General features: G+C 67.0%; 27 protein-coding genes. 13 read left to right on the forward strand and 14 right to left on the reverse strand.

The window, feature by feature from the left end; translation table 11 throughout:
• Positions 1-67 precede the first annotated feature (67 nt).
• The 3 genes from rimO to AC1RNQ_RS17410 all read right to left on the reverse strand — a co-directional run bounded on the left by rimO (position 68) and on the right by AC1RNQ_RS17410 (position 2,737).
• Positions 68-1,441: a 30S ribosomal protein S12 methylthiotransferase RimO gene (gene rimO, locus AC1RNQ_RS17400; RefSeq protein ID WP_493173100.1), complete on the reverse strand. Its 1,374-nt coding sequence runs from the start codon at positions 1,439-1,441 to the stop codon at positions 68-70.
• A gap of 19 nt (positions 1,442-1,460) precedes the next feature.
• Positions 1,461-2,150, reverse strand: a complete 690-nt coding sequence (locus tag AC1RNQ_RS17405; RefSeq protein WP_493173101.1) for an alpha/beta hydrolase — start codon at positions 2,148-2,150, stop codon at positions 1,461-1,463.
• An 89-nt stretch (positions 2,151-2,239) separates the two neighbouring features.
• Positions 2,240-2,737, reverse strand: a complete 498-nt coding sequence (locus AC1RNQ_RS17410; protein ID WP_493173102.1) for a DUF1761 domain-containing protein — start codon at positions 2,735-2,737, stop codon at positions 2,240-2,242.
• A gap of 61 nt (positions 2,738-2,798) precedes the next feature.
• On the opposite strand from AC1RNQ_RS17410, the gene AC1RNQ_RS17415 reads away from it, so the two are divergent.
• Entirely contained in the window at positions 2,799-3,125 is a 327-nt protein-coding gene (locus AC1RNQ_RS17415) for a DUF423 domain-containing protein (RefSeq protein WP_493173325.1), read from the forward strand.
• Here the strand turns inward: AC1RNQ_RS17415 and AC1RNQ_RS17420 are convergent.
• The 7 genes from AC1RNQ_RS17420 to AC1RNQ_RS17450 form a co-directional block, all read right to left on the reverse strand.
• Complete coding sequence (locus AC1RNQ_RS17420) at positions 3,122-4,177, reverse strand: potassium channel family protein (RefSeq protein ID WP_493173104.1); 1,056 nt, start codon at positions 4,175-4,177, stop codon at positions 3,122-3,124. The genes AC1RNQ_RS17415 and AC1RNQ_RS17420 overlap by 4 nt on opposite strands.
• Positions 4,174-5,229 (reverse strand): peptidoglycan DD-metalloendopeptidase family protein, encoded by a 1,056-nt coding sequence (locus AC1RNQ_RS17425; protein WP_493173106.1) that lies wholly within the window; start codon positions 5,227-5,229, stop codon positions 4,174-4,176. The genes AC1RNQ_RS17420 and AC1RNQ_RS17425 overlap by 4 nt, the downstream gene beginning before the upstream one ends.
• Before the next feature lie 40 nt (positions 5,230-5,269).
• Entirely contained in the window at positions 5,270-5,869 is a 600-nt protein-coding gene (locus AC1RNQ_RS17430; RefSeq protein ID WP_493173327.1) for an SOS response-associated peptidase, read from the reverse strand.
• Entirely contained in the window at positions 5,866-6,639 is a 774-nt protein-coding gene (gene surE / locus AC1RNQ_RS17435; protein ID WP_493173108.1) for a 5'/3'-nucleotidase SurE, read from the reverse strand. The genes AC1RNQ_RS17430 and surE overlap by 4 nt, the downstream gene beginning before the upstream one ends.
• Before the next feature lie 99 nt (positions 6,640-6,738).
• Positions 6,739-8,019: a serine--tRNA ligase gene (gene serS, locus AC1RNQ_RS17440; protein WP_493173110.1), complete on the reverse strand. Its 1,281-nt coding sequence runs from the start codon at positions 8,017-8,019 to the stop codon at positions 6,739-6,741.
• A gap of 188 nt (positions 8,020-8,207) precedes the next feature.
• Positions 8,208-8,666 (reverse strand): SRPBCC domain-containing protein, encoded by a 459-nt coding sequence (locus tag AC1RNQ_RS17445; protein ID WP_493173111.1) that lies wholly within the window; start codon positions 8,664-8,666, stop codon positions 8,208-8,210.
• A gap of 2 nt (positions 8,667-8,668) precedes the next feature.
• On the reverse strand, positions 8,669-8,995 hold the full coding sequence (locus tag AC1RNQ_RS17450) for an ArsR/SmtB family transcription factor (protein WP_493173113.1): 327 nt from the start codon (positions 8,993-8,995) through the stop codon (positions 8,669-8,671).
• Between the two features lie 493 nt (positions 8,996-9,488).
• Here AC1RNQ_RS17450 and AC1RNQ_RS17455 point away from each other — a divergent pair, with 493 nt between their 5' ends.
• The 3 genes from AC1RNQ_RS17455 to AC1RNQ_RS17465 all read left to right on the forward strand — a co-directional run bounded on the left by AC1RNQ_RS17455 (position 9,489) and on the right by AC1RNQ_RS17465 (position 12,094).
• On the forward strand, positions 9,489-10,406 hold the full coding sequence (locus AC1RNQ_RS17455; protein ID WP_493173114.1) for a hypothetical protein: 918 nt from the start codon (positions 9,489-9,491) through the stop codon (positions 10,404-10,406).
• Positions 10,407-11,120: 714 nt separating this feature from the next.
• A complete protein-coding gene (gene dksA, locus AC1RNQ_RS17460; protein WP_077028727.1) occupies positions 11,121-11,582 on the forward strand; it encodes an RNA polymerase-binding protein DksA in 462 nt (153 codons plus the stop codon).
• Positions 11,583-11,722: 140 nt separating this feature from the next.
• Complete coding sequence (locus AC1RNQ_RS17465) at positions 11,723-12,094, forward strand: PilZ domain-containing protein (RefSeq protein ID WP_493173116.1); 372 nt, start codon at positions 11,723-11,725, stop codon at positions 12,092-12,094.
• Positions 12,095-12,171: 77 nt separating this feature from the next.
• Here the strand turns inward: AC1RNQ_RS17465 and AC1RNQ_RS17470 are convergent, their stop codons facing one another.
• On the reverse strand, positions 12,172-12,330 hold the full coding sequence (locus tag AC1RNQ_RS17470) for a DUF465 domain-containing protein (protein ID WP_077028729.1): 159 nt from the start codon (positions 12,328-12,330) through the stop codon (positions 12,172-12,174).
• A gap of 139 nt (positions 12,331-12,469) precedes the next feature.
• Between AC1RNQ_RS17470 and AC1RNQ_RS17475 the strand changes: the two genes are divergently transcribed.
• Both AC1RNQ_RS17475 and AC1RNQ_RS17480 read left to right on the forward strand, forming a co-directional pair.
• Entirely contained in the window at positions 12,470-12,667 is a 198-nt protein-coding gene (locus AC1RNQ_RS17475) for a YdcH family protein (protein WP_493173117.1), read from the forward strand.
• A gap of 132 nt (positions 12,668-12,799) precedes the next feature.
• Positions 12,800-13,252: a DUF1465 family protein gene (locus AC1RNQ_RS17480; RefSeq protein WP_493173119.1), complete on the forward strand. Its 453-nt coding sequence runs from the start codon at positions 12,800-12,802 to the stop codon at positions 13,250-13,252.
• 179 nt (positions 13,253-13,431) lie between these two features.
• On the opposite strand, the gene AC1RNQ_RS17485 is transcribed toward AC1RNQ_RS17480, so the two are convergent.
• A complete protein-coding gene (locus AC1RNQ_RS17485; RefSeq protein WP_493173120.1) occupies positions 13,432-14,511 on the reverse strand; it encodes a DUF2332 domain-containing protein in 1,080 nt (359 codons plus the stop codon).
• 39 nt (positions 14,512-14,550) lie between these two features.
• Here AC1RNQ_RS17485 and hisG point away from each other — a divergent pair, with 39 nt between their 5' ends.
• The 6 genes from hisG to AC1RNQ_RS17515 all read left to right on the forward strand — a co-directional run bounded on the left by hisG (position 14,551) and on the right by AC1RNQ_RS17515 (position 22,552).
• Complete coding sequence (gene hisG, locus AC1RNQ_RS17490; protein WP_493173121.1) at positions 14,551-15,207, forward strand: ATP phosphoribosyltransferase; 657 nt, start codon at positions 14,551-14,553, stop codon at positions 15,205-15,207.
• A complete protein-coding gene (hisD, locus tag AC1RNQ_RS17495; RefSeq protein WP_493173123.1) occupies positions 15,194-16,486 on the forward strand; it encodes a histidinol dehydrogenase in 1,293 nt (430 codons plus the stop codon). Before hisG ends, hisD begins: the two co-directional genes overlap by 14 nt.
• Before the next feature lie 7 nt (positions 16,487-16,493).
• Entirely contained in the window at positions 16,494-16,946 is a 453-nt protein-coding gene (gene nusB, locus AC1RNQ_RS17500; protein WP_493173125.1) for a transcription antitermination factor NusB, read from the forward strand.
• Positions 16,947-17,063: 117 nt separating this feature from the next.
• Positions 17,064-17,993, forward strand: coding sequence for a thiamine-phosphate kinase (thiL, locus tag AC1RNQ_RS17505; protein ID WP_493173127.1), 930 nt, complete (start codon positions 17,064-17,066; stop codon positions 17,991-17,993).
• A gap of 183 nt (positions 17,994-18,176) precedes the next feature.
• A complete protein-coding gene (locus AC1RNQ_RS17510; RefSeq protein WP_493173129.1) occupies positions 18,177-20,291 on the forward strand; it encodes a sodium-translocating pyrophosphatase in 2,115 nt (704 codons plus the stop codon).
• 194 nt (positions 20,292-20,485) lie between these two features.
• Positions 20,486-22,552 carry an alpha/beta hydrolase family protein gene (locus tag AC1RNQ_RS17515; RefSeq protein WP_493173131.1) on the forward strand — a complete coding sequence of 689 codons (2,067 nt, stop codon included), beginning with the start codon at positions 20,486-20,488 and terminating at the stop codon, positions 22,550-22,552.
• Positions 22,553-22,571: 19 nt separating this feature from the next.
• Here the strand turns inward: AC1RNQ_RS17515 and AC1RNQ_RS17520 are convergent, their stop codons facing one another.
• On the reverse strand, positions 22,572-23,390 hold the full coding sequence (locus tag AC1RNQ_RS17520; protein WP_493173133.1) for an SDR family NAD(P)-dependent oxidoreductase: 819 nt from the start codon (positions 23,388-23,390) through the stop codon (positions 22,572-22,574).
• A 311-nt stretch (positions 23,391-23,701) separates the two neighbouring features.
• Here AC1RNQ_RS17520 and AC1RNQ_RS17525 point away from each other — a divergent pair, with 311 nt between their 5' ends.
• The gene (locus AC1RNQ_RS17525; protein WP_493173135.1) at positions 23,702-24,232 is read left to right on the forward strand and encodes a CarD family transcriptional regulator; all 531 of its coding nucleotides are present in this window, start codon (positions 23,702-23,704) and stop codon (positions 24,230-24,232) included.
• A 106-nt stretch (positions 24,233-24,338) separates the two neighbouring features.
• Here the strand turns inward: AC1RNQ_RS17525 and truA are convergent, their stop codons facing one another.
• Positions 24,339-25,079, reverse strand: coding sequence for a tRNA pseudouridine(38-40) synthase TruA (truA, locus tag AC1RNQ_RS17530; RefSeq protein WP_493173137.1), 741 nt, complete (start codon positions 25,077-25,079; stop codon positions 24,339-24,341).
• Positions 25,080-25,148: the final 69 nt, after the last annotated feature.

The raw sequence follows: 25,148 nt of genomic DNA on the forward strand, positions 1-25,148 counted from the left end.
GCCAATTTCTCGGCGCCATTCGAACCGGTGTATTTGGCTTTTCGGGGCACGCTATCGTGACGAAGTGTCAGCTCCCCGCAACCACCCCGAACAGATCATGCTCGTCGGCGTCCTCGATCTCGACATCGACGATATCGCCAGCCTTCAGTGTCGCCGCCACGTCGCGCAGATACACATGGCCGTCGATCTCGGGCGCATCGGCCTGTGACCGACCCGTCGCGCCGATGCTGCCGTCCTCGTCCGCCTCGCCGACCTCGTCGATGATCACGGGCAGCGTGCGGCCGATCTTGGCTTCGAGCTTGGCGGCGCTGATCGCGGCGGTCTTGTCCATGATGCGCTGGTAGCGCTCTTCCTTGAGCTCTTCGGGCACCGGGTCGTCGAGGGCATTGGCTTGCGCGCCCGCGACGGGTTCGAAGCGGAAGGCGCCGACGCGGTCGAGCTGCGCCTCGTCGAGCCAGTCGAGCAGGTACTGGAAATCGGCCTCGGTCTCGCCGGGGAAACCGACGACGAAGCTCGACCGGATCGCGATGTCGGGGGCGATCGCGCGCCAGCTCTTGAGGCGTTCGAGCACCTTCGCTTCGTTCGCGGGGCGCTTCATGCGCTTGAGCACGCTGGGGCTCGCGTGCTGGAAGGGGATGTCCAGATAAGGAGTCAGCAGCCCCTCGGCCATCAGCGGGATCACCGCGTCGACGTGCGGATAGGGGTAGACATAGTGGAGGCGGACCCACGGGGCGCGGCCTTCGCTGGTCCGGAGCTGCCCGAGTTCGCGGGCGAGGTCGGTCATGTGCGCGCGCACCTCGCGGCCGTGCCACTGGCGCGGGTCGTGGCGGATATCGACACCATAAGCCGAGGTATCCTGGCTGATGACGAGCAATTCCTTCGTCCCCGCGGCGACGAGCTTTTCGGCCTCGCGCAGCACCGCGTCGATACGCCGCGAGACCAGTTTTCCGCGCAAGTCGGGGATGATGCAGAAGGAGCAGCTGTGGTTGCAGCCTTCCGAAATTTTCAGATAGCTGTAGTGGCGCGGGGTGAGCTTCAGCCCGCCCTCGGGCACGAGGTCGACGAACGGACCCTGCGTCGCGGGTGCGGCGTCGTGGACGGCGTCGACGACCTGCTCATATTGGTGCGCGCCGGTGACGGCCAGCACCTTCGGGAAGCGCGCGCGGATGACCTCGGCCTCATTGCCCATGCAGCCGGTGACGATGACGCGGCCATTCTCGGCCATCGCCTCGCCGATCGCTTCGAGGCTCTCCTCCTTGGCGCTGTCGAGGAAGCCGCAGGTGTTGACGAGCACGACATCGGCGCCCGCATAGTCGGGTGACAGGCCATAGCCGTCGGCGCGCAGCTTGGTGAGAATCCGTTCGCTGTCGACGAGCGCCTTCGGGCAGCCGAGCGACACCATGCCGACCTTCGGCTGGGTAGGGAGGGTTTTGACTGTCATGATTGGCGGCGCCCCTAGTCTATTTTTCGGGGTTTGTCACGCCTGCCAATATATTCGCGATGATCCTCCACACGCGCGGGTTGATGCCGAGGCCGAGGTGGGTGCTGTCCACCTTTATGTTCCGCGCCTGCGCATTGTAGGTGTCGACAGCGATGTCGGGGCCGACGATGCCGTCGCGGTCGGAGTAGATCACGGTCAGCGGCTGGGTCAGGCCCTTAAGGTTCCGCGCATGGATTTCGCGTTCGATCGCGTCAAAATCGCGGCCTGCAAAGCGCCGGGCGAGCGCTGTATATTTGGGACCGCCGATGATAGGGGTGCCCATGGTGATGATCGCGCGGACGAGGTGCGGATATTCGCGCGCGGTCTCGCGGGCGATGACGCCGCCGAGGCTCCAGCCGATCAGGGTGAGCGGCGCGCCGTCGGCTTTGACCCATTCGGCCGCCTGCGCGGCAAAGCGCTCGACGTCGGCGGCGACGCGGCCGTTGTTGCGGCCCATACCCCAGTCGCGAACGTGATAGCCTAGGTGGCGGAGCCAGGCTTCGAGCGGGCGCATCGAGAGTTCGGACGCGCCATAGCCGGGGAGCAGCGCTACGGGTCGCCCGTCACCGCGCGGGGCGCTGATCAGGTGCCAGCCCGACAGACCATAGCGCAGCAGATCGAACGGCAGCGCAAGCTCGCCAAGCTGTGCGCGCCGACTGGGCGACTTCAATCCCGTGGGAAGGGGTATGTCGCGGGCCATCGCCTGCTCCGATTGCGAGATGTGCCAAGCCGACTGGCGCCTGACCCTGGAGGCAGAACCTAGCCGAGATAGCCGAAAATCACGCCCATCAAGCTGTAGGTAACGATCCAATAGCCCGCGTCGATGGCGAACAGCGTGAACGATTTGCCCGCGAACAGATAATTCACCCCGAACGCGGTGACGATGAACCCTGCGGCGACGCCAAAAGCGATCATAATATCGACCGCGAGCGGCGGCTGGCCATAGGTCGCGAGCACATGGCCAAGGATATAGGCGGCAAACAGGTTGAGCAGGAATGCACCGCCGAACACATAGGCGGGATGGCGTTTCTGCATCGACGCTTCGGTAACGCCGGCCTCCCGCTGCCAGACTTTCAGGAACAAGGGGCCATACCATAGTCCCCCAACCACAAAGGTCACCAGCGCGGCCAATACCACCGCGAGCCAGCTAATTTCCCACATTGTCATTCCCCTCCGCGACAGACGCACGGCTTGTGCACCTATCCCCGCTGCCCATTTATCACCGGAGGCGTTATGATCCAACAGCGGGACGATCATGGTCTCCCTCTCGCGTGATGATAGCGCGGCGCGTCGTAAGGCATTGCAGGGGTATTGAATGATGATTGGCGTATTTGCAGCGATTTCGGCGGCGATGGCGGTGGCGGCGGGCGCATTCGGGGCGCATGGCGCGGCGGGGCCGCAAGAGGCCGAGTGGCTGCGGACCGGCGGGATGTACCAGCTGGTCCACGCCGTCGCCGCGCTCGCGATCATGGGCTTCGCGCGCGGCGCGGCGATCATGCTGCTCGCGGGCGGCGCGATCTTTGCGGCAACGCTCTATGCGATGGCGCTCGGCGGGCCGAAATGGCTGGGCGCGGTGACGCCGATCGGCGGGACGCTGTTGATCGCCGGCTGGCTGTGGGCGGCGTGGATGTACTGGAAGGCCTAATCCGCCTCGCACACCTCGCACGGAATGACCTCGACCACGACGTCGCCCGCCTGCAGCGCGCGCACTTCGTCTTCCCAGAAACCGTGCGGCTTGCCGCCGCGGTAGATGCGCAGGCCGCGGCCGCCGCTCGCGAGCTGGTCGAGGCTGCGGCCGACTTCCTCGGCACCGACCGGGCGTTCGCGTAGCTGGACCTTGCCGCCGACCGCGGCGAGATCGGCCATATAGCTTGCGACATGCTCGCCCTGCGCCGATCCGGCGAGCAGCAGCCCGGTGAAGCTGACCGGGTTGATGACGTTGCTGGCGCCCGCCTGCCGCGCGAGCAGTTCATTGTCCTGCGCGCGGATCACGACGCTGATCGGCACCTTGGGTGCAAGGTGACGTACGGTCAGCACGATCAGGATCGAAGTGTCGTCGCGGCCCGCTGAGACGAGGACATTCTGCGCGCGCGCGACATGGACGTCGAGCAAAGTGTCGTCGTTCGACGCGTCCCCTTGGAGCACATTGCAGCCCGCCGCCTCGGCCGCGGCGACGCGGTTCCCCGCCTGGTCGATGACGACGATGCCGTGCGGCGGGGTGCCGCGCGCGATCAGTTCGCGGACCGCCTCGGCCCCGCTGGTGCCGTAACCGAGCACGACGATATGGTCGGTGAGCTTTGCCTGGATGCGGGCCATACGCCATTTTTCCCATGTGCGCTTGAGGACGAAATTATAGGCGGTGCCGACGAAGATGAAGAGCACCATGATGCGGATCGGGGTCACGATCACCGCCTCGATCAGCCGCGAGCGGTCCGAGACCGGGGCGATGTCGCCGAAGCCGGTGGTGGTGACCGAGATCATCGTGAAATAGACGACGTCCAGGAAGCTGATCTGGCCGTCGTGGCTGTCCTTCAGCCCCGCGCGGTCGATCCAGTGGACGAGCACGACGACCGCGATCAGGAAGAAGGCGACGCCGAGCCGCGCCAGAACATCGGCCCAGATCGGCCATTTGCTCGCGCGTTTGAGCGGGCGGAAGATATGCTGCAGGTGCAGCTTGTCGTTCGATTTGCGGCTCATCGCGCAGGCAATTGCCTGAGCGGGTCGACGGGTATGCGGTTCTTGCGCAGCTGGAAATGCAGCTGCGGGGTCTGGACCTGGCCGCTGGCGCCGGCGAGGCCGATGATATCGCCCGCCTTCACCGCCTGGCCGCGCTGGACGTCGATCTGCTGCGCATGGCCATAGGCGCTGACCCAGCCGCTGCCATGGTCGATCAGGATCAGCCCGCCATAGACCGCGATCTGGTCGCCGGCATAGGAGACGACGCCGTTGGCGGCGGCGTGGATCGGCGTGCCCGCGGGCGCCGCGATGTTGATGCCGTCGCTGACCTTGCCCGGGGCAAGCGGGCCGAAGCGCGCGATGACCTTGCCCGGCAGCGGCCAGACGAAGCGGCCGGTGAAGGCGGCGGGGGTGGCGATCGCGGCGGTGACCGGCCCGCGCGGCGCGGCGCTGGCGGCGGCGGGCGCCTTGTTCGCGGCGAGCGCGGGCTGGCTGCCGGTCGCGATATCGTCGATGTCGAGGTTGAACGCGGCGGCGCGCGCCGCGATGTCGACGTCCTTGCGCGGCAGCGCGCGCGCGTCGGCGGGCAGGCGCAGCCGCTGGCCGACGCGCAATATATAGGGCTCGCTGAGCGCGTTGATCGTGACGATCTCGCCCCAGTCGGCGCCATAGGCATTGGCGATGCCGATGCCCGTCTCGCCCGCCGCGACGCGGTGATAGAGGCCGGCGGGGATGCGCAGCCGCTGGCCGGGAACGAGGGTGTAGGGCGGGGCGAGGTCGTTCTCCATCGCGATCGCTTCGGACCCAGCGCGCGTCATCTCGCCGATCGCGCGCAGCGTGTCGCCGCGGCGGACGGTGTAGCTGGCCGCGGCGACGGTGGTCGCATTGGTCGCCACCGGCTTCAATGCCCAGGTCGGCTGGCTGTCGCCGCCCGACACATCGTCATAGGCGAGGGACGGCGGGACGGGCGTGGTGGGCGCGGCGGGTCGCTGCGGGGGCGCCGAGGCGGGGATACAGGCGGCGAGCGGCGCCGTCAGCAGCAGGATGGTCAAGATGCGGCGCCGGTCCCCCATGCGTCTTATCTGCCAAAGCCTTGCGCGCTTGACCAGCCTGTCACGACGCGGGCGGATGCGGCGGCGTGTCCGACACCGTCATCGCCTGGCCCGGAAAAGGCACGACGAGCTCACGCGCGTCCTTCCAGTCGGCGGTGAGCCAGCGCTCGTGCGCCTCGGCGGGCAGGATCAGCGGCATCGTGCCCGGATGATGGTGCGCGACCAGCCGGTTGGGTTCGGTCGTCAGCATCGCGAAGGTCGGGATTTCGTCGGCGAAGCGGACGATGCCCGCCATCGCGAAAATCGGCTGCTCTGCGACAGCGAACCAGTGCTGGCGCCGGGCGCCCGCAGGCCCCGACCATAAAGCGAAGCTGGTCGCGGGGATCAGGCAGCGGAATTCGGTGTGGCGCAGCGTGCCGATCCAGAAGGGGCTTTCGAGGTTGCGCACGCTGGTGATCGGATCGCTGCCGCGCGGCGGCGGCGGGACGCCCCAGAACATCGGCCGCACCCGCCGCACGCGCCATTTTTCGTCGCGGATCACGACCGGCGCGGGGCGGCCGGGGGCGACATAGTCGCCGGTCCACGGGTCCTTGCCCGCCTCGGCGCCGAAACGCGCCGCAATGTCGGCGGCGGGGGCGTCGAGGCGATAGAGGCGGGTCAGGCCGACGCGGCCCCATAGGCGCCGCGCAGCGCCGCCAGCGACGCGTCATGCGTCAGGTCGAGCTGGAGCGGGGTGACCGAGATATAATCGTCGTCGATCGCCTCGAGGTCGCTGTCGTGGCCCAGGCTGTGTTCGATGCCGTGGAGGCCGAACCAGTAATAGCGATAGCCGCGCGGGTCGGTGCCCTCGACGATCGAGCCGCGGCCGTAATCGTGGAACCCCTGCCGCGTGACGCGGATGCCCTTGACCGCGTCGGCGGGAATCGCGGGGAAATTGACGTTCACCAGCGTGCGCGGCGGCATCTCCATGCCCAGCAGCGGGCGCAGCACCTTGACGCCCCATGCTTCGGCGGCGCCGAAGGGGACGGTGTCGCCCATGCCCTCGCGCGCATAGACCTGGCTCAGCGCGATCGAGCGGATGCCCGCGAGCGCGCCCTCGATCGCCGCCGAGACGGTGCCCGAGTAAGTGATGTCGTCGCCGAGGTTGGCGCCGCGGTTGACCCCCGAGAGGATCAGGTCGGGCTTTTCGGGCATCAGCTTGCCGATCGCCATCATCACCGAATCGGTCGGCGTGCCGGTGCACGACCAGCGGCGCGCGCCATGCTCGCGGATGCGCACGGGGCGCGACAGGGTGAGCGAATGCCCCGCGCCCGACTGTTCCTCGGCCGGTGCGCAGACCCAGATATCGTCCGAAAGCTCGCGCGCGATCGCTTCGAGGACCGCGAAGCCGGGGGCGTGATAGCCGTCGTCGTTGGTGAGGAGGATGCGCACTGTTTTTCTTTCTTCTTGCGTCACCCCGGACTTGATCCGGGGTCCCGCTGATCGACGTTGCCAAGCGGGACCCCGGGTCAAGCCCGGGGTGACGATAAGTCAGTTGGCGGGTTCGAGCTTGGTGATCCCGCCCATATACGGCAGCAGCGCCTCCGGAATCGTGACACTGCCGTCGGCCTGCTGGTAATTCTCCAGGATCGCGACGAGCGTCCGCCCCACCGCGAGCCCCGAGCCGTTCAGCGTATGCACGAACTCATTGCCCTTGACGCCCTCGCGGCGGAAGCGCGTGTTCATGCGCCGCGCCTGGAAATCGCCGCAGTTCGAGCAGCTCGAAATCTCGCGATAGCTGTTCTGGCCGGGCAGCCAGACTTCGAGGTCGTAGGTCTTGCGCGCGGCAAAGCCCATGTCGCCCGCGCAGAGCAGCATCTTGCGGTAGGGCAGGCCGAGCCCTTCGAGGATCAGCTCGGCGGCGCGGGTCTTGCGCTCGAGTTCGGCGCCCGAGTCCTCGGGTCGCACGATCGAGACGAGCTCGACCTTCCAGAACTGGTGCTGGCGGATATAGCCGCGCGTGTCGCGCCCCGCCGACCCCGCCTCCGAACGGAAGCAGGGGGTGAGCGCGGTCATGCGGATCGGCAATTGCTCTTCGGCCAATATGTCCTCGCGCACCGCATTGGTCAGGCTCATCTCGGAGGTCGAGATCAGCCAGCGGCCGTCGGTGGTCTGGAACAGATCCTCGCGGAACTTGGGGAGCTGGGTCGTGCCGAAAGCCGCCTCGTCGCGCACCATCAGCGGGGTCGCGCATTCGGTGTAGCCCTGCTCGATCGTCTGACGGTCGAGCATATATTGGCCGAGCGCGCGTTCGAGCCGCGCCATCTGCCCCTTGAGGAAAGCGAAACGCGCGCCCGACATCTTCGCCGCGGTCTCGAAATCGAGGCCGAGCGCGGGAGCGAAATCGGCATGTTCCTGCGGGGTGAAATCGAAGCTGCGCGGCGTGCCCCAGCGCGAAATCTCGACATTGCCCTCTTCGTCTTCGCCTTCGGGGACGTCGGCGGCGGGGAGGTTGGGGAGCGCCGCGAGCCTGTCGTGCAGCGCCGCGAGCTGCTCGCGTTCGGCCTCTTCCTGCGCGGGGAGCGCGGTCTTGAGATCGGCGACCTCGGCCTTCAGCGCCTCGGCCCGGTCCTTGTCGCCCTGCGCCATCGCCTGGCCGATGAGCTTCGACGCCTCGTTGCGGCGCGCGAGCGCGGCCTGCATCCCGGTCTGTAGCGCGCGCAGCGACGCGTCCATGCCAAGGATTTCGGCGGACAGGGGTGCAAGCCCGCGGCGGGCGAGGCCGGCGTCGAAGGCTTGCGGGTTTTCGCGGATCAGGCGGATATCGTGCATGCGCGCGCTATGGCGTTGGCGCTGGCTGGGCGCAACCCCGATCCTCCCCACGCGCAGCGATGGGGAGGTGGCAGCCCGCAGGGCTGACGGAGGGGGCGACGCCGTCAGGCGTCGGCGCGACCTTTCAACCCCTCCACCACGCCCTTCGGGCGCGGTCCCCTCCCCAACGCTTCGCGATGGGGAGGATCTTAGCGTTCCAGCAGCGCCGCCAACTGCCCCAGCACCGTGCCCCAGCCGTCGTTGAACCCCATCTCTTCGTGCTTCGCCGCATCCTCCGGCGAGCGATGCAGCACGCGCGAGGTGTACAGCGTGCCGCCGTCCTGCGCCTCGAAGCTCAGGATCGCGGTCAGCGCGAGCCAGGGTTCGACCGGCTGCCAGCCCGCCTTGAGCGCAGTGGTCCAGACGAGCCGCTCGTTCGGCACGGCGTCGAGGAAACAGCCCTCGACATGCGGCTGCCAGGCGCCACCCTCTTCGCGCATCCGCGTCTCGAAACCGCCGCCGGGGCGGAGGTCGAGCTGGACGACCTCGCAGGCGAGCGGTGCGGGGATCCACCATCGGCAAAGCTTTGCGGGATCGCGCCACGCGTCCCACACCGCGGCGGGCGGCGCGGCGATGAAGCGGTCGATGACGAGGGTCGATTCGGTCATGGTCACTCCTGATTTTCGACGAAGGCGGCGAGGCGGTCGGCGCGCGCCTGCCAGAGGGCGCGTTGTTCGGCGAGCCACTGCTCGGCCGCGGCGAGCCGCGCGGCATCGACGCGGCAGGTGCGCACGCGGCCCTGCTTTTCGCTGCGGATCAGCCCCGCCGCTTCGAGCACGCCGAGATGCTTGAGGAAGGCGGGCAGTCCCATCGCGAAAGGCTCGGCGAGCGCCTTGACCGGCGCCGCGCCCTGCATCAGCCGGCCCACGACCGCGCGCCGCGTCGGATCGGCGAGGGCGTGGAAGACAGGGTCGAGCGTGGGCTTTTGGTTTTCCATATGGCAAACTATGAAGGAAACTTTGCCGTTTGGCAAACCTTTGTTGGGATGGCTGGTTTCGGGCGGAACGCGACGTTGATCTCCCCTCCCTTCCAGGGAGGGGAATGGCTTAGTTCCACCCCAAAGCCGCCGGCCTCAAAAAAAGGCCTTTCCTACATTATCTGGCTGTGCAAGCGTCGAACCCGGCCCTTTCACTCGGTCGATAAAAGCGGTTGCTGAGGTCCTGTCCGGAGGCGCACTGGGCTGAACTTTCCTGAACTTTGGAATAAGGCAAAGGCAGCTTCCCACCCCAAAGCCGCCCTTCCGACCAAAAAAAAGGCCGCCCCGTGGGGCGGCCTTCGATCGGTGGCCGGCATAAGCCGACCGCCAGTGGATGGCTTAGGCCGCTTCCTGTTCCTGGTCGTTGCGGTTCGCCGCGCGGCGGCGCGCGACGAGCGCGGCGGCGGCGGCGCCGAAGAGCAGGAGCATCGGCGGCGCGGGGACGGGCGTCGGGGTGCCCGACGAAGTGCCGCTGCTGCCGCCCGAGCTGGATGAGGACGAGGAACTCGACGACGACGAACTTGTGCTGCCGGTCGAGCCGAAGCTGCTGGTGCCGCCCGTCGCGCCCGACGAGGTCGCGCCCGAGGAGGTGCTGCTGCTCGACGAAGAGGAGGACGAGCTCGACGAGGACGAGCTGCTGCTGCCCGAACCGCCGCTCGACGACGAGCTGCCGCCCGAGCCGCCCGAACCACCGCTCGACCCGTGCGACGAACCGCCCCAGCCCGAGCTGCCCTTCGACGAATTGCCGTGCGACGAGCCATGCGAGCTGCCGTGGGACGAACCATGCGACGAGCCGCCCTTCGACGAACTGCCGCCGCCCGACGACGAACTCGACGAGGAAGAGGACGACGACGAAGAGCTCGACGACGAGCTGCTGCTCGACGAAGAGGCGTTGTTACCCGACGAGGTCGAGACATTGCCCGACGAGGTGCTGACGCTACCGGTCGAGGTCGAAACGCCGCCGGTCGAGGTGCTGACCCCGCCGGTCGAGGTCGACACGCTGCCCGTCGAGGTCGAGACGCCGCTCGACGTCGAGACGCTGCCGGTCGAGGTCGAAACGCCGCCTGTCGAGGTCGAGGTGCTGACCCCGCCGGTCGAGGTCGACACGCCGCCCGTCGAGGTCGAGGTGCTGACCCCGCCGGTCGAAGTCGACACGCCGCTCGACGTGCTCGACGAGGTGCTGACGCCGCCGGTGGTGGTCGAGGTGACGACGATGCTGCCGCTGCTCCCGCCGCCCGACGACGAGCCACCGAAGAAACCGCCGAAGAAGCCGCCGCCGAAACCGCCGCCAAAGCCGCCGCCGACCACGGTCACACCGCCGCCGCCACCGCCGCCGCCTTCCCAGCCGCCGCGCTGCGGGAAGGGTGCGTAAGGGATCGGGGGCAGGGGAATCGTCTGGGTGACGACCTGCGTCTGCGGGGTCGCGGTGCGAATGACTTTCCTGGTGGTGACCACCCGGCGCACGCGCTTGACCGGCTTCTTCGCCGCGTAGCGCTTGCGCACGACCGGTTTCTTGCCGCAGGGCGAGCAGCTGCTCACCTTGCGGACCTGCGCCGCCGCGGGCACGTCGCTGATCTGCATTGCGCCGGTGCCGAGGATCGCGCCGCCGCAGGTGCAGGCGCAGAGCTTTGCGAGGGCCATTCGGACTGACATAGGTTTCTCTCTCTTTTCCCGTTGCTTGGTGGGAAGGCGCCACACCCCGGCACCCGCTTGCACCTCTTGCTAGGGCCAAATGGCCAAAGCTTCGTGAACGCGTCCACGGCGTTAACCGCGTTTGACTGTCCAGCAGCGGGAAAAGGTCGAGGGAATCAACACCCATCCGGCCGACTGTCCCAAAACCGGACGGAAGTTGCCGCGATTCCCTATGCTTGGTTAACTTTCGGGCCGAAATCTTGTCCCGGGCGCGTGCCGCGAGCGGCCCGGGAGTCGGCTTGGCGCGGGCGGCGGTTCAGCCGCGCTTCACCCCACAAACTCTATCCGCCGCTTCCGTGCTTGTGTCGTATCGAACGGCTGGTTATAGGCGCGCCACTCCCCCGGTCCGCCACGTCCGGCGGGACCGCGAGACGAAAGGACGTTAGAGCCCGTCATGCCGACACAGACCGCCGATATTGGCGCCGACGCGCTCCGCGAAGCCAAATCCAACCTCGATTCGGACTATGTCCCCAGCGACGACGAGGAGTTTATGAACCCGCGGCAGCAGGATTATTTCCGCGGCCTGCTCCTCGCCTGGAAAAAATCGATCCTGACCGAATCCGAATCGACGCTGGCGCAGCTGCAGGACGGTCCGCTGCGCGAACCCGACCTGGCCGACCGCGCGTCGAGCGAGACCGACTGGGCGATCGAGCTGCGCACCCGCGACCGCCAGCGCAAGCTGATCTCGAAGATCGATTCGGCGATCCGCCGCATCGACGAGGGCGAATATGGCTATTGCGCGGTGACCGGCGAGCCCATCTCGCTCGCGCGGCTGCAGGCGCGCCCGATCGCGACGATGACGCTGGAGGCGCAGGAGCGCCACGAGCGCAACGAGCGGATTTCGCGCGAAGACTGAGCCCGAGTTCGCGAAACTCTGCCCCGGATCGGGACGGCTTCGCCTTCTTTACGTTTCCGCAAGGCCTGCGCCCTAGATTCCCGGACCTGACTTTCTAACGCGGGGAACGGGTCGCAATGGATTCGCGGGGACCGACATCGGTGGACGAAGAAGTGGCAGCGCTGTCGCGCGGCGCCGACCGCGACAGCCTGTTCATGCAGGCCAGTGTGGCGGTCGCCGGCAAGGCCGAACCGGTGAGTGTCCGCGTGCGCAACCTGTCGGCGGGCGGCATGCTCGCCGAAAGCCCGGTGCCGGTCGCCCAGGGCACGGCGGTCGAGGTCGAACTGCGCAACGTCGGCCCGGTGCCGGGACGCATCGTATGGACGGGCGAGAAGAAATTCGGGATTGCCTTCGACCGCGCGATCAACCCGCAGGCGGTGCGCCGCGACGTGGCGCCCAAGGCGGAAGAGGTGCCGCCGACGCTTGCCGGGCTGCGCCTCAACAAGGGCCGGCCGCCGATCCGTCCGCGCTGACCCGTTCCACGCTTGGAAGGAGCAGCCGGCAACCGGCGGCCTGACTTGCGGGGTCTGTGACAGACCCCCGGCGATCGTCAGCCGATCGCGTAAAGCTCTTCCTTGATCTTGAGCTTCTGTTTCTTGAGCTGTGCCAGCACGCCCACATCGGGGCACGGGCGCCGTTCTTCATTCGCAATTTTCGCGTCGAGGTCCGCGTGGCGGGACTTCAGGGCGGAAAGGTGCGACATGTTCATCGGCCAGTCTCCTTCATTTTCGACTCGGTTGGCAGGGGAAGTAAAACATGGATCGAAGCGATTGTGGAGCGGTTAACGCGCCGATTCGCCGAGCCGGTCCCCGTTGCGGACAAATTGCGATTCTGGCACTAGGCTTGGCGTGACCCCCGAAGAGATCAGCCAGCGCCTCGAACTGCTCCGTGTCGAACATCGCGACCTCGATGCCGCGATCATCGCGCTCGGCGCCGCCGCGGTGCCCGATCAGCTGCAACTCGCGCGCCTCAAAAAGAAAAAGCTGCGCCTGCGCGACGAGATCGCCTGGTGCGAGGACCAGCTGGTCCCCGACATCATCGCCTGATCGAAGCGGCCTGGTTCAAAACGGCCTGATTCAAAACGGGACGCCGCGCACCTGCGAAATGATGGTTAGCGGCGTTGCTACCGGGCCGGCGCTCGTGGCATATTTTTTCGCATGAACAGGAGGCTTCCAGATTTGGCGCCGATCGGCTTGCCGGTGCAGCGCGCGCAGGTCGAGAATCTCTATGTCGAGGCGATGGTGCTCGCCGACGAGGCGCACACCGCCTTCGCCGCGGCGCGCGACCTGGGCGAGGCGGGCAGCCGCGACAGCCTGCTCCACATCGGGCTCGCCTGCGAATCGCTGAAGACGACGACGCGGCTGATGCACATCATCGCCTGGCTGCTCCACCGCCGCGCGATGATCGCGGGCGACCCCGGCGCGGGATCGAACGACAGCGCGGCGCGCATCGGCGATCCGGTCGCGGCCGACTGGGACATCTGCATCCAGTTCGAATCGCCGATCCGCCGCATCATCGCGGCGAGCGAACGCCTGTTCGAACGCATTGCGGCGCTGGAGGCGGGATGGGAAGCCCCGGTGACACCGCCGCCGGTGCAGGCGCTGCTCGCGCGACTGGAAGCGCGGCTGTAACTCCTTCTCCCTTGATGGGAGAAGGATATGGAGCCTTGCGCCTTTGGCGCTAGGCGGAGTTGGATGAGGGTGAGGGCGCGTCCTTGCGCCGTCGCTTCAGACCGAGACCGCACCCCCACCGCTGCGACTAACGAACAAGTTCGTAAGTCTCGCTGCCTCCCCCATCGAGGGGGAGGGGCTTAGCTGAGCCACTCCACCCATGCGCCATGCGCGTGCGACCGCCCGAGCATCTTTGCCGCCGCGTCGCCGGGCCAATAGCGCACCACCAGTTCATGGCTGTGCACCGTGCGGTTCGCCTCGAGCGCGATCCACGCGAGCGGGCGGTCCGCGGTCGCCCGCGCGCCCGCGGCCTCCATCGCCGCGGTGACGCGCGCCTGCTGGTCGGCGGGGACATATTGCCAGACGATCGAATGCATCAGCACGCGCGCCGTCCCCGCGGCCTGCGGCTTCGCGAGTTCGGCCTCGACGAAATCGGCGGCATTCATCGCCACGATGTCGGGCTTGTCCTCGCGCGCCGCGGCGATCGCCGCCTCGATCCGCTCGAAGCGGATGCGATGCTCGGGCCAGATATAGGCCTTGAGCCGCAACGCCTGCGCCGGATCGGTCAGGTCGACCGGCGCGACGTCGCAGCCCTTCGTGTCGATAATCTCGATCTTGTGCTGCGGCGGATGCCGCCCGCGCCATTCGGGGGTGAAGGCCATGACGCCGGGCTCGGGCCCGACCTGCACCCCGCCGAGATCGTAATGATAGCGCGCGAGCATCAGGTTGATCCCCGCGCTCGACCCGATCTCGAGGCACTGGAAGCGCGGCGGCAGCCCTTGCTCGGCCAGCCACAGCATCGCCGCGACGAAATTGGCCGAGCGCCCCGCCTCGTTGGTCTGCGGCGGGCCGTCGAGCCAGGGCAGCAGCGCTGCCTCGTGCCGCCGCACCACCCCCGCGACGATCGCCGCGTCATTGATCCCGTCGGCATCGGCATAGACGGGCGCGAGCTCGCGCGCCGCGCCCGCGAGGTGCAGCGCGTGCAGCCCGCCCGCGGCGCGCAGCGGCAGCGCATCGGCGAGCGGCGCGCGCTGCCACTCGGCGATGCGCCGGGCAAAGTCGGTCGTGGGCTTGTCGAGCAAGGTGGCGAGCGCCGCGACGATCCGCGCGGTCACCGGCGCATCGTTGGCGCGGCAATAGAGGACCTGGTTGGCAAAGGCGGCGCGCACCGCGTCGGCGCCAGTGTCGCCGAGTTCCATCGCCTGATACCGCTCGCTCATTGCCCTTTCTCCCGCCGCCTTCTATGGGCTGGCGCGCTTATGCCCGAACCGATCATCTTTGCCATCCCGAAAGGGCGTATCCTCGACGAGGCGCTGCCGCTGCTCGCGGCGGTCGGCATCGAGCCCGCGGCGGATTTCTTCGATCCGAAGAGCCGCGCTTTGGTGTTCGGCACCAACCAGCCGCACATCTCGCTGATCCGCGTGCGCGCCTTCGACGTCGCCACTTTCGTGGCGCATGGCGCGGCGCAGCTCGGCATCGTCGGCTCGGACGTGATCGACGAATTCGACTATTCGGAGCTTTACGCGCCGGTCGATCTCGGCATCGGCCATTGCCGGCTGTCGCTCGCGGGGCCGGCCGACGCTGCGCCGCCGGGGATCGGCGCAAGCCACATCCGCGTCGCCACCAAATATCCCGGCACCACGCGCCGCTGGTTCGAGGCGCAGGGCATCCAGGCCGAGTGCATCAAATTGAACGGCGCGATGGAAATCGCGCCCAAGCTGGGGCTCGCCTCGCACATCGTCGACCTCGTCTCGACCGGGCGCACGCTCGTCGAGAACGCGCTCGCCGAGCAGGTGGTGATCAGCGACGTGTCGGCGCGGCTGATCGTCAATCGCGCTGCGTTCAAGCTGCGCTCGGCCGAGGTGCCGGCGCTGGTCGAGCGCTTCCGCCAGGCGGTCGGCGATGCGGCGGCTTGACGCCTCCGACCCCGGCTTCGCCGCCGAATTCGATGCGCTGGTGAATGACCGGCGCGAAAGCGCGTCCGACGTGTCGGCCGACGTCGCGGCGATCGTCGCGCGGGTGAAGGCCGAGGGCGATGTGGCGCTCGCCGGCTATACCGCGACGTTCGACCGCTTCGACCTCGACGCGTGCGGCTGGAGCATCTCGAAGGAGGAATGCGCCGCCGCCTATGAGGCGCTGGCGCCCGAGCTCCGCGATGCGCTCGACCTCGCGGCGGAGCGCATCCGCGCCTATCACGCCGCGCAGCTGCCCGAGGACCGCGACTATCGCGACGGCATCGGCGCGCGGCTCGGTGCGCGGTGGAGCGCGGTCGACGCCGCGGGGGTCTATGTCCCCGGCGGGCGCGCTGCCTATCCGTCGTCGGTGCTGATGAACGTCGTCCCCGCCAAAGTCGCGGGGGTCGAACGCATCGTGATGATGACCCCGACCCCGGACGGCGAGGTCAATCCGGTGGTGATGGCCGCCGCGCATATCGGCGGGGTCGACGAAATCTGGCGCGTCGGCGGCGCGCAGGCGGTCGCCGCGCTCGCCTATGGCACCGGCCGCATCGCACCGGTCGACGTCGTCACCGGCCCCGGCAACGCCTGGGTCGCCGAGGCCAAGCGCCAGCTCTACGGCGTGGTCGGCATCGACATGGTCGCGGGGCCGAGCGAGATCGTCGTCGTCGCCGACGCGCGCAACGAACCGCATGTGATCGCCGCCGACCTGCTGAGCCAGGCCGAGCACGATCCGACCAGCCAGTCGATCCTGTTCACCGACGACGGTGATTTTGCCGACGCGGTCGCGGCGGCAGTCGCTCATGTCATTCCGACGCTGAGCACTGCGCCGACGATGCAGGCGAGCTGGGCCGACAATGGCGCGGTGATCGTCGTTCCCACGCTGGCCGACGCGATCCCGCTCTGTGACCGGCTCGCGCCCGAACATCTCGAGCTTGCGGTCGATGCCGATGTCGCCGATGCACTGTTCGCGAAGGTGCGGCATGCGGGCTCGGTCTTCCTCGGCCGGCACACGCCCGAAGCGATCGGCGATTATGTCGCGGGGCCGAACCATGTCCTGCCCACCGGACGCCGCGCGCGCTTTTCGAGCGGGCTGTCGGTGACCGATTTCATGAAGCGCACCAGCTTCCTTGCGCTGGACGAATCGGCGCTAGGCGCTATTGGCCCCGCTGCCGTCGCGCTCGCGCGCGCCGAGGGGCTGCCCGCCCACGCGCTGAGCGTCCAGAACAGACTGAAATAGAAAAGCCATGAACAAACGCGCCCAATCCCGCTCCGCCGCCCGCCTCGCCGCCGTGCAGGCGCTCTACCAGCACGAGATGGAAGGGACGCCGGTCACCCGGCTGATCCATGAATTTCACCAGCACCGCATCGGCGCGACGATCGAGGACGAGGAATATGCCGACGCCGATGTCGCGTTCTTCGACGACATCGTGAAGGGTGCGCTCGCGCGGCTGCCCGAGATCGACGCGGCGATCGTCGCGCGGCTCGCGAGCGGCTGGTCGATGGAGCGGCTCGACCGCACGATGAAGGCGATCTTGCGCGCGGGCGCCTATGAACTCATCGCGCGCGGCGACGTGCCGGTCGGCGCGGTGGTCAGCGAATATGTCGATGTTGCGAAAGCCTTTTTCGACGGGCGCGAAGCGGGCTTCGCCAACGGCCTGCTCGACGCGATCGGCAAGGATGTGCGGGCGAAAAGTTAAGACGCTACCAATAATGCCGTTTGTCCTGAGCTTGTCGAAGGACCGTCTTTTTTCTGTTAGACGCAAAAGGAAGAACGGCCCTTCGACAAGCTCAGGGCGAACGGAAGAGGGAAAGCGTTGAGCGAAGCCGATTTCATCGCCCGCCTGCAGGCCATCGCGACCGACCCTGCTGCGCGCGGGCTAGTGGACGACGCGGCCGAATGGGAAGGGCTGATCCTCACCCACGACATGATCGTCGAGGGCATCCATTTCCTCCCGGACGACACGCCGCAGGACGTCGCGTGGAAGCTCGTCGCGGTGAACCTGTCCGATCTTGCCGCCAAGGGCGCCGCGCCGCTGGCTGTGCTCGTCGGCTACAGCCTTGGCGATGCGGCGTGGGACGAGGCTTTCGCCGACGGGCTCGACGTCGCGCTGCGCCGCTTCGGGATCATCCTGCTCGGCGGCGATACGGTGCGCGTGCCCACGGGGGCGCCGCGCAGCTTCGGGCTCACCGCGATCGGCCGCGCACCCGAGGGCGGGGCGCCGCCGCGCAGCGGCGCGCGCCCGGGCGACCAGATTTGGGTCACCGGGACGATCGGCAACGCCGGGCTGGGGCTCGCGATGCGGCTGGGGCAGGAGGAGGCGAACGAGACCTGCCTTGCCGCCTATCGCCGGCCGCAGCCGCAGCTGACCTTCGGCCAGGCAGTCGCGCGCCACGTTCATGCGATGATGGACGTGTCTGACGGGCTGTTCATCGACGCGCAGCGCATGGCCGACGCCAGCGGCTGCGAGTTCGGTATCATGATCGAATCGATTCCGCTGTCGGCGGCGCTGCTTGGCGTTCGCCCCGACGTGCTCGACACGCGGCTCGCCGCGGCGACGGCGGGCGACGATTACCAGCTGCTGTTCAGCGCCGATACCAATGCGGCGGCCGCGATCCGCGACATCGCATCGGGGCTGAACGTCGCGGCGACGCCGATCGGCCATGTCGGGGTGGGGCAGGGAATCACGCTCACCCACCGCGCCCGGCGTATCGCGCTGCCGGCGCGTCTCGGTTTCATGCACTAGCGGCGAAACTTGCGGAAAATTGCGGAAAAAGCGGGGTTGCCCTGCGCTTTCTTTCTTCCCATAACGCGGCGTCCAAATTTGGGGCGGTCGCATCAGGGGAGAGAGCGAACCGGCATCAATAAGTCGGACGTTCGACTGCTATCTTCGCGTTCGCCCTTCTCAATGGGGAAGGAATAGACACGCATGAATCCGGTTTTGATCGCGATAGCGTGCGGCCTTTTGGCCGTGCTCTATGGCTTCGTTACCTCCCGGCAGGTGCTCGGCGCCTCGGCCGGTAACGAAAAGATGCAGGAAATCGCCGCCGCCATCCAGGAAGGCGCCAAGGCCTATCTTGGCCGGCAATATCGCACCATCGCCATCGTCGGCGTCGTCGTCGCGGTGCTCGTCTGGTGGTTCCTCGGTGAGGTTTCGGCCATAGGCTTCCTGATCGGCGCCATCCTGTCGGGCGTTGCCGGCTTCGTCGGCATGAATATCTCGGTGAAGGCCAATGTCCGCACCGCGGCCGCGGCGCAGACCGGGCTGCAGGCAGGCCTGACCATGGCGTTTCGCGCCGGCGCGATCACCGGCATGCTCGTGGCGGGCCTCGCGCTCCTCGCGATCTCGGTCTTCTTCTGGTATCTGCTCGAAGTCGGCGGCTACACCGTCGGCGGCGAGGATCGCACCGTGGTCGACGCGCTCGTCGCGCTCGCTTTCGGCGCCTCGCTGATCTCGATCTTCGCGCGTCTCGGCGGCGGTATCTTCACCAAGGCGGCCGACGTCGGCGCCGACCTGGTCGGCAAGGTCGAGGCCGGAATCCCCGAGGACGATCCGCGCAACCCCGCGGTGATCGCCGACAACGTCGGCGACAATGTCGGCGACTGCGCGGGCATGGCGGCCGACCTGTTCGAGACCTATGTCGTCACCGTCGGCGCCACCATGGTGCTGATCGCCCTGCTCCTGAAGGGGACGGGCGATGCGCTTATTCCGCTGATGAGCCTGCCGCTGCTGATGGGCGGCGTGTGCATCATCACCTCGATCATCGGCACCTATTTCGTCCGTCTCGGCGGCGGAAAGAATGTCATGGGCGCGATGTACAAGGGCTTCCTGGTCACCGCGATCCTGTCGATCCCGGCGATCTGGTTCTCGACGCAATATGCGCTCGGCGACATGGAAACGATGATCGCGGGCCAGGATTTCAACGGCCGCAGCCTCTTCTATTGCTCGCTGCTCGGCCTCGTCATCACCGGGCTGATCATCTGGATTACCGAATATTACACCGGCACCAATTACCGCCCGGTGCGGTCGATCGCCAAGGCGTCGGAAACGGGGCATGGCACCAACGTCATCCAGGGCCTGGCGATCAGCCTGGAATCGACCGCGCTGCCGACGCTCGTCATCTGTGCGGGCATCATCATCGCCTATCAGATCGCCGGCATCATCGGCATCGCCTTTGCCGCCACCGCAATGCTGGCGCTCGCCGGCATGGTCGTCGCGCTCGACGCTTATGGCCCCGTTACCGACAACGCCGGCGGCATCGCCGAAATGGCGGGCCTCGACGACAGCGTGCGTGAAAAGACCGACCTGCTCGACGCCGTGGGCAACACGACCAAGGCGGTGACCAAGGGCTATGCTATCGGTTCGGCGGGTCTCGCGGCGCTGGTGCTGTTCGGTACTTACACCGCCGACATCGCCGAATATTCGGCGAAGCTCGGCATTTCCGAACCGCTGACCTTCTCGCTCTCGTCGCCCTATGTCATCGTCGGGCTGCTGCTCGGCGCGCTCCTGCCGTACCTCTTCGGTGCGTTTGGCATGACCGCGGTGGGCCGCGCGGCGGGCGAAGTGGTCAAGGATGTTCGCGAGCAGTTCAAGAGCAACCCGGGCATCATGACCTATGAATCGAAGCCCGACTATGCGCGCACGGTCGATCTGGTCACCAAGGCGGCGATCAAGGAAATGATCATTCCGTCGCTGTTGCCGGTGCTCGCGCCGATCGTCGTGTATTTCGTGATCCGCGCTGTGGCCGGTCCGGCCGAAGCGCTCGAGGCGCTCGGTGCGCTCCTGCTCGGCGTGATCGTCGGCGGGCTGTTCGTCGCGATCTCGATGACCTCGGGCGGCGGCGCATGGGACAACGCCAAGAAGTATATCGAGGACGGCAACCACGGCGGCAAGGGCAGCGAGGCCCATAAGGCCGCGGTGACCGGCGACACCGTCGGCGATCCGTACAAGGATACCGCGGGTCCGGCGGTCAACCCGATGATCAAGATCACCAACATCGTGGCGATCCTGCTCCTCGCGGCGCTGGCGCACGGCGCGGCCTAGGCTGCACCGCCCTTGCGGGCAACGAAAGGCCCCGCCGGAGCGATCCGGCGGGGCTTTTTGGTTTCAAATTCAACTTAAGTTTGTTGCCATCGCCGGGCCGCCTTCCTAGGCTCGCCCTATGGGGTAGCTGCGGGCAATCGGCCCGCAAGCCAGTGGGTTGCGCCGTTCGTCAGGGCGCGAGGACGGAGACGATGATGATCAAGAAGATGTTTGCCACGGCATTGCTGGCGTCGGCAATGGGGGCGCCTGCGGTCGCGGCGGCGCAGCAGGCGAGCGATATCGTGGTGACGGCACAAAAGGGGCGCGTGGATACGGCGCTGTTCGGCAAACGGCCGTCGATGAGCGGCGTACGCATGTCGCCCGACGGCAGCAAGGTCGCGCTCAAGATGACGCAGGAGGGCCGTGAGTATCTCGTGTGGCTGGATCTCAACGACCCTGCCGCCAAGCCGCAGATGATCGCGACAACCGAGGAGTTTCGCGAGGCCGGCGACCGGACCACGAGCGGCTGGAACTGGGTCGGCAATGACATGCTGGTGCTGACGCTGATGGCGCGCGAGAATTTCGGGGGCGAACGCGGCGATATCCGCCGCCTTGCGACCTACGATCTCAAGACCGGCAAGGTCTCCCCGCTGGCGTGGGACGGCGTCGCGGCCGATGGCGGCAGCATCCTGCACGTCGACCATGACAAGCAGACGTTGCTGATCGAGCGCACCTACAAGCACGAGAATACCGAAGCCTGGAACGATCCCGAGGTGGTTTCGGTCGATGTCCGCACCGGCAAGATCACGACCGTCATGCGGCCCAACCCGGTGGTCGGCAGCTGGTTCGCCGACCCCGACGGCGTCGTGCGCGGCGGGGTCGGTTACGACCGCGACACGGGCAAGCAGCGTCTGTTGTATCGGTCGGACGCCAAGGGGCCGGTCAAGACCGTCACCAACGAGGCCGACAAGGATTTCACGGGTGCCGGGATGAAGCCGATCATGTTCCTTCCCGAACCCGACATGATGCTCGTGTCGGACAACAAGGACGGCTATTCCAAGCTCTACAAGGTCAATATGACCAACCCCAGCGGGACCGAGCGGCTGGTGTTCCAATCGAAGGGCTATGACGTCGATGGCGTCGAGGCCGACTATCTGGGCAAGCGCGTGGTGGGCTATACGGTGACCGAGGCGCGCGCGCGAACGGTGTGGACCGATCCGCTCTACCGCGAGGTGATGGCGGGTCTCGACGAGATGTTTGGCGCCGGTAACAGCCAGATCGTGTCGAGCGACCGCGGCGAAAAGAAGTTCGTCGTTTTCGCAGCCAAGCCCAACCAGGCCGGCGCCTATTATATCTACGACACGCAGAGCGGAAAGATGAAGCTGCTCGGCCATCGCGCGGCGGCGCTCGGCGATGCCGAACTCAATCCGGTCTCGGCCTTTCGCTACACCGCCTCCGACGGGCAGGAAATCGAAGCGATCATGACGATGCCGCGCCATCGCAAGCAGGCAAAGGGCCTGCCGCTCGTCATTCTGACACACGGCGGTCCGTTCGGTGTGCGCGATACCGCGGATTTTGACAATTGGGCGCAGTCGGTCGCCGAAATGGGCTATGTCGTCGTCCAGCCCAATTATCGCGGGTCGGGCGGCTACGGCGCCGAGTTCATCAAGAAAGGCCGATCGAACGGGTTCGGGCTGCGCATGCAGGACGATCTCGACGATGTCATCATCCATCTCGCGGGGCAGGGGCTGATCGACCCCAGGCGCGTTTGCATGATGGGCTGGTCCTATGGCGGCTACGCGTCGGCGCGCGCGGCGCAGCGCAATGCCGACAAATATCGCTGCACGATCGCGGGTGCCGGGGTTTACGACCTGGCGATGATGCGCAGCTACGACAAAGGCTATCTCGGCAGCTTCGGCTCCAATTATCTCGCCAAGGGTGCGGCAGAACTAGGCACGGTCTCGCCGGCGAAGAATGCCGAGGGGAAGTGGGCGCCGATCATGATCGTGCACGGCGTGCGCGATCAGCGCGTGCCCGTTGCGCAGGCGCGCACGCTGGTGTCGGCGCTGAAGTCGGCCGGCAAGAAGGAAGGCGTCGATTTCGAATATCTCGAGCAGCCGAAAAACACCCACAACCTGCCCTATGACGATGTCGCCATCGAATGGCTGAAGGCGGTCGAAACATGGCTGGGCAAGCACAACCCGGCCTATATCGCCACCGACAACGACAAGCCGGTGCCGATTGTCGTCGGTGCCCAGGTGGTGGCTGCAACCGCCCCCTGATCGAGGCGGGCTGCGGGGGCTATCCCTCGCGGCCCGCTTTCATTTGCGCGGCATAGCCCGCCTGGACCATTGCGCTCATGCGGTCGAACAGCGCGTCGGGGTCGCCGCGGCGCAGCGCCGGGATCGCGGCTTCGGCGCCCTCGGCGACGACCAGTTCGCGCGTCCCCGCCGCGACCGCTTCGAGGATCTGCGTCGCGGCGAAATCGGGCGACAGGCCGTTTTCGATCGCCTTGTCGCTTTCCCCGCGGACGCTGCCGTCGGCGTTGAGTGCGTTGCGGCTGACGTTGGTCGCGACCGATCCCGGCGCGACCACCAGCACGTTCAGCCCCAGATGCTCGTTCTCGGCGCGCACGCTGTCGTGATAACCGATGAGGCCATGCTTCGCTGCGCAATAGGCGCTACGCAGCGGCACTCCGGCGATCCCCGCGACGCTGGAGATCGCGACGATCTGTCCGCCGCCCGCGGCGACCATGCGCGGCAGCAGCGCCTGGGTCAGCGCGATCGGGGCGAGCAGGTCGACCGCGACGATCTTTTCATAGACCGAAAAGTCGGTCTCGATCGCCAGGCTGCGCTGCGAAATGCCGGCATTGTTGACCAGCCCGTCGATCCGCCCGCACCAGTTCCACGCCTCCTCGACCATCGTCGGCAGCGCGGCATAGTCGGTCGCCTCAAACGGCAGGATCATCGTGCCGGCGCCGCAATCCTTGGCCACCGCCTCGAGCGCGGCAATGTTGCGGCCCGAGAGAATCAGTCGCGCGCCGCGCGTCGCAAGTCCCCGCGCCAGCGCCGCGCCGATCCCCGACGAAGCCCCTGTAATCCACCAGCATTGATCTCGCATCGCGGCATTCCCATTTGTGATTTCGTCCCAGCCTGAAACGGTCCCGAGGGGCCGTCAAGGCGCCCACCCACGCATTTCCGTGCAGGGGTGGCAATTTTGTTGCGACTCTGTTATAATAAATATCAACACGCCGACATTCTGCCTCTTCCCGTCGCTGGGCTGGGGCGCGATCGGCGTTTCCGATGGAGCCATATCCCTTGTCACTCTGACTGGCTAGCGCCGCCAAAATGCTTCGATCCACCTCCACGGGAGGGCCGGATGCACTGGCTTTGACGCTTCGCCGTTCCGACAAGGCACAGAAAGGAAACTGCATGTCCGCAAACACCCTCCTCTTCGAAGTCGGTGACTATGTCGTTTATCCCAAACATGGCGTGGGGCGCGTCATCGAACTGCAGCGGTCGGAAATCGCCGGCATGCAGCTCGAGCTTTATGTCCTGCGCTTTGAAAAAGAAAAAATGACCCTGCGCGTCCCGACCAACAAGGCCGAGGGCGTGGGCATGCGCAAGCTGTCGTCGGACAAGACGCTGAAGGAAGCGCTGCAGGTGCTGACCACCAAACCGAAGGTCAAGCGCACCATGTGGTCGCGCCGCGCGCAGGAATATGAAGCGAAGATCAATTCGGGCGATCTGGTGTCGATCGCCGAAGTGACCCGCGACCTGTTCCGCGCCGACGACCAGCCCGAGCAGAGCTATTCGGAACGCCAGATCTTCGAAGCCGCCTCGAGCCGCCTCGCGCGCGAGCTGGGCGCGATGGAAGAGAGCGACGAAAAGACGGCGCAGGCGAAGATCCTGCAGATTCTGAACGAGCATGCGCCGAAATATTATGTGGAGAAGGTGGGCTGACGCGAAGCGGCAGCCCATCCCGGCGCGGGCCGGGTTCTCTGCGAATGAAAAAGGGCGGTCCGAAAGGGCCGCCCTTTTTATTTCTCTCTCCCGACGGGAGAGGAATTTACGGATATTTTGCCCCCACGAAATAAAGCCCATCGGGCGGCGCATTGAGCCCCAGCGCCTGCCGGTCGGCCGCGTCGAGCGCCGCCTTCAGGTCGCGCGCCGACCATTTGCCGTGCCCCACCAGCGCCAGCGAACCGACCATCGAGCGCACCTGATGGTGGAGGAAGCTGCGCGCCGCGGCCTTGATGATGATCTCCTCACCGTGGCGGCTGACCGACAGCCCGTCGAGCGTCTTCACCGGGCTTTCGGACTGGCAATGCGCTGAGCGGAAGGTCGTGAAATCGTGCAGCCCGACCAGCTGCTGCGCGGCGGCGTGCATTGCTTCGGCATCGAGCGGGCGCGCGACCTGCCACGCCAGCCCCTTGTCCCAGGTCAGCGGCGCGCGGCGGTTGACGATGCGATATTCGTAAGCGCGGCCGATGCAGGCGAAGCGCGCGTGCCAGTCGTCGGCGACGATCTCGCAGCCGGTGATCGCGATCGGTGCGGGACGCAGCTGCGCGTTGAGCGCCTCGGTCAGCTTGAACGGGGTCAGCGGCTTCTCGATGTCGACATGGCCGCGCATCGCGATGGCGTGCACCCCGGCGTCGGTGCGCCCGGCGCTGAACACCGCCACCGTCTCGGCGGTGAAGCGGTGGATCGCCTCCTCGATCGTTTGCTGGACGCTGGGGCCATGCGCCTGCCGCTGCCAGCCCATATAGGGGCGGCCGTCATATTCGATGGTGAGGGCAAATCTTGTCATCGCCGCCCCTTAGCCGTTCGCATCGAGCGAAGTCGAGATGCCCATCGGCCGTGCCTGCCTTCGCGTGTC

It is taken from the genome of Sphingopyxis sp. GW821-FHT12F08 (assembly GCF_058806755.1).

Excerpts from the sequence above, each read along its gene's own strand:
- rimO (WP_493173100.1), bottom strand. The coding sequence starts at position 1,441 with ATGACAGTCAAAACCCTCCCTACCCAGCCGAAGGTCGGCATGGTGTCG.
- AC1RNQ_RS17410 (WP_493173102.1), bottom strand. The coding sequence starts at position 2,737 with ATGATCGTCCCGCTGTTGGATCATAACGCCTCCGGTGATAAATGGGCA.
- AC1RNQ_RS17415 (WP_493173325.1), top strand. The coding sequence starts at position 2,799 with ATGATTGGCGTATTTGCAGCGATTTCGGCGGCGATGGCGGTGGCGGCG.
- AC1RNQ_RS17420 (WP_493173104.1), bottom strand. The coding sequence starts at position 4,177 with ATGAGCCGCAAATCGAACGACAAGCTGCACCTGCAGCATATCTTCCGC.
- AC1RNQ_RS17425 (WP_493173106.1), bottom strand. The coding sequence starts at position 5,229 with ATGGGGGACCGGCGCCGCATCTTGACCATCCTGCTGCTGACGGCGCCG.
- serS (WP_493173110.1), bottom strand. The coding sequence starts at position 8,019 with ATGCACGATATCCGCCTGATCCGCGAAAACCCGCAAGCCTTCGACGCC.
- AC1RNQ_RS17445 (WP_493173111.1), bottom strand. The coding sequence starts at position 8,666 with ATGACCGAATCGACCCTCGTCATCGACCGCTTCATCGCCGCGCCGCCC.
- AC1RNQ_RS17450 (WP_493173113.1), bottom strand. The coding sequence starts at position 8,995 with ATGGAAAACCAAAAGCCCACGCTCGACCCTGTCTTCCACGCCCTCGCC.
- dksA (WP_077028727.1), top strand. The coding sequence starts at position 11,121 with ATGCCGACACAGACCGCCGATATTGGCGCCGACGCGCTCCGCGAAGCC.
- AC1RNQ_RS17470 (WP_077028729.1), bottom strand. The coding sequence starts at position 12,330 with ATGAACATGTCGCACCTTTCCGCCCTGAAGTCCCGCCACGCGGACCTC.
- AC1RNQ_RS17485 (WP_493173120.1), bottom strand. The coding sequence starts at position 14,511 with ATGAGCGAGCGGTATCAGGCGATGGAACTCGGCGACACTGGCGCCGAC.
- hisG (WP_493173121.1), top strand. The coding sequence starts at position 14,551 with ATGCCCGAACCGATCATCTTTGCCATCCCGAAAGGGCGTATCCTCGAC.
- hisD (WP_493173123.1), top strand. The coding sequence starts at position 15,194 with ATGCGGCGGCTTGACGCCTCCGACCCCGGCTTCGCCGCCGAATTCGAT.
- nusB (WP_493173125.1), top strand. The coding sequence starts at position 16,494 with ATGAACAAACGCGCCCAATCCCGCTCCGCCGCCCGCCTCGCCGCCGTG.
- AC1RNQ_RS17510 (WP_493173129.1), top strand. The coding sequence starts at position 18,177 with ATGAATCCGGTTTTGATCGCGATAGCGTGCGGCCTTTTGGCCGTGCTC.
- AC1RNQ_RS17515 (WP_493173131.1), top strand. The coding sequence starts at position 20,486 with ATGATCAAGAAGATGTTTGCCACGGCATTGCTGGCGTCGGCAATGGGG.
- AC1RNQ_RS17520 (WP_493173133.1), bottom strand. The coding sequence starts at position 23,390 with ATGCGAGATCAATGCTGGTGGATTACAGGGGCTTCGTCGGGGATCGGC.
- AC1RNQ_RS17525 (WP_493173135.1), top strand. The coding sequence starts at position 23,702 with ATGTCCGCAAACACCCTCCTCTTCGAAGTCGGTGACTATGTCGTTTAT.
- truA (WP_493173137.1), bottom strand. The coding sequence starts at position 25,079 with ATGACAAGATTTGCCCTCACCATCGAATATGACGGCCGCCCCTATATG.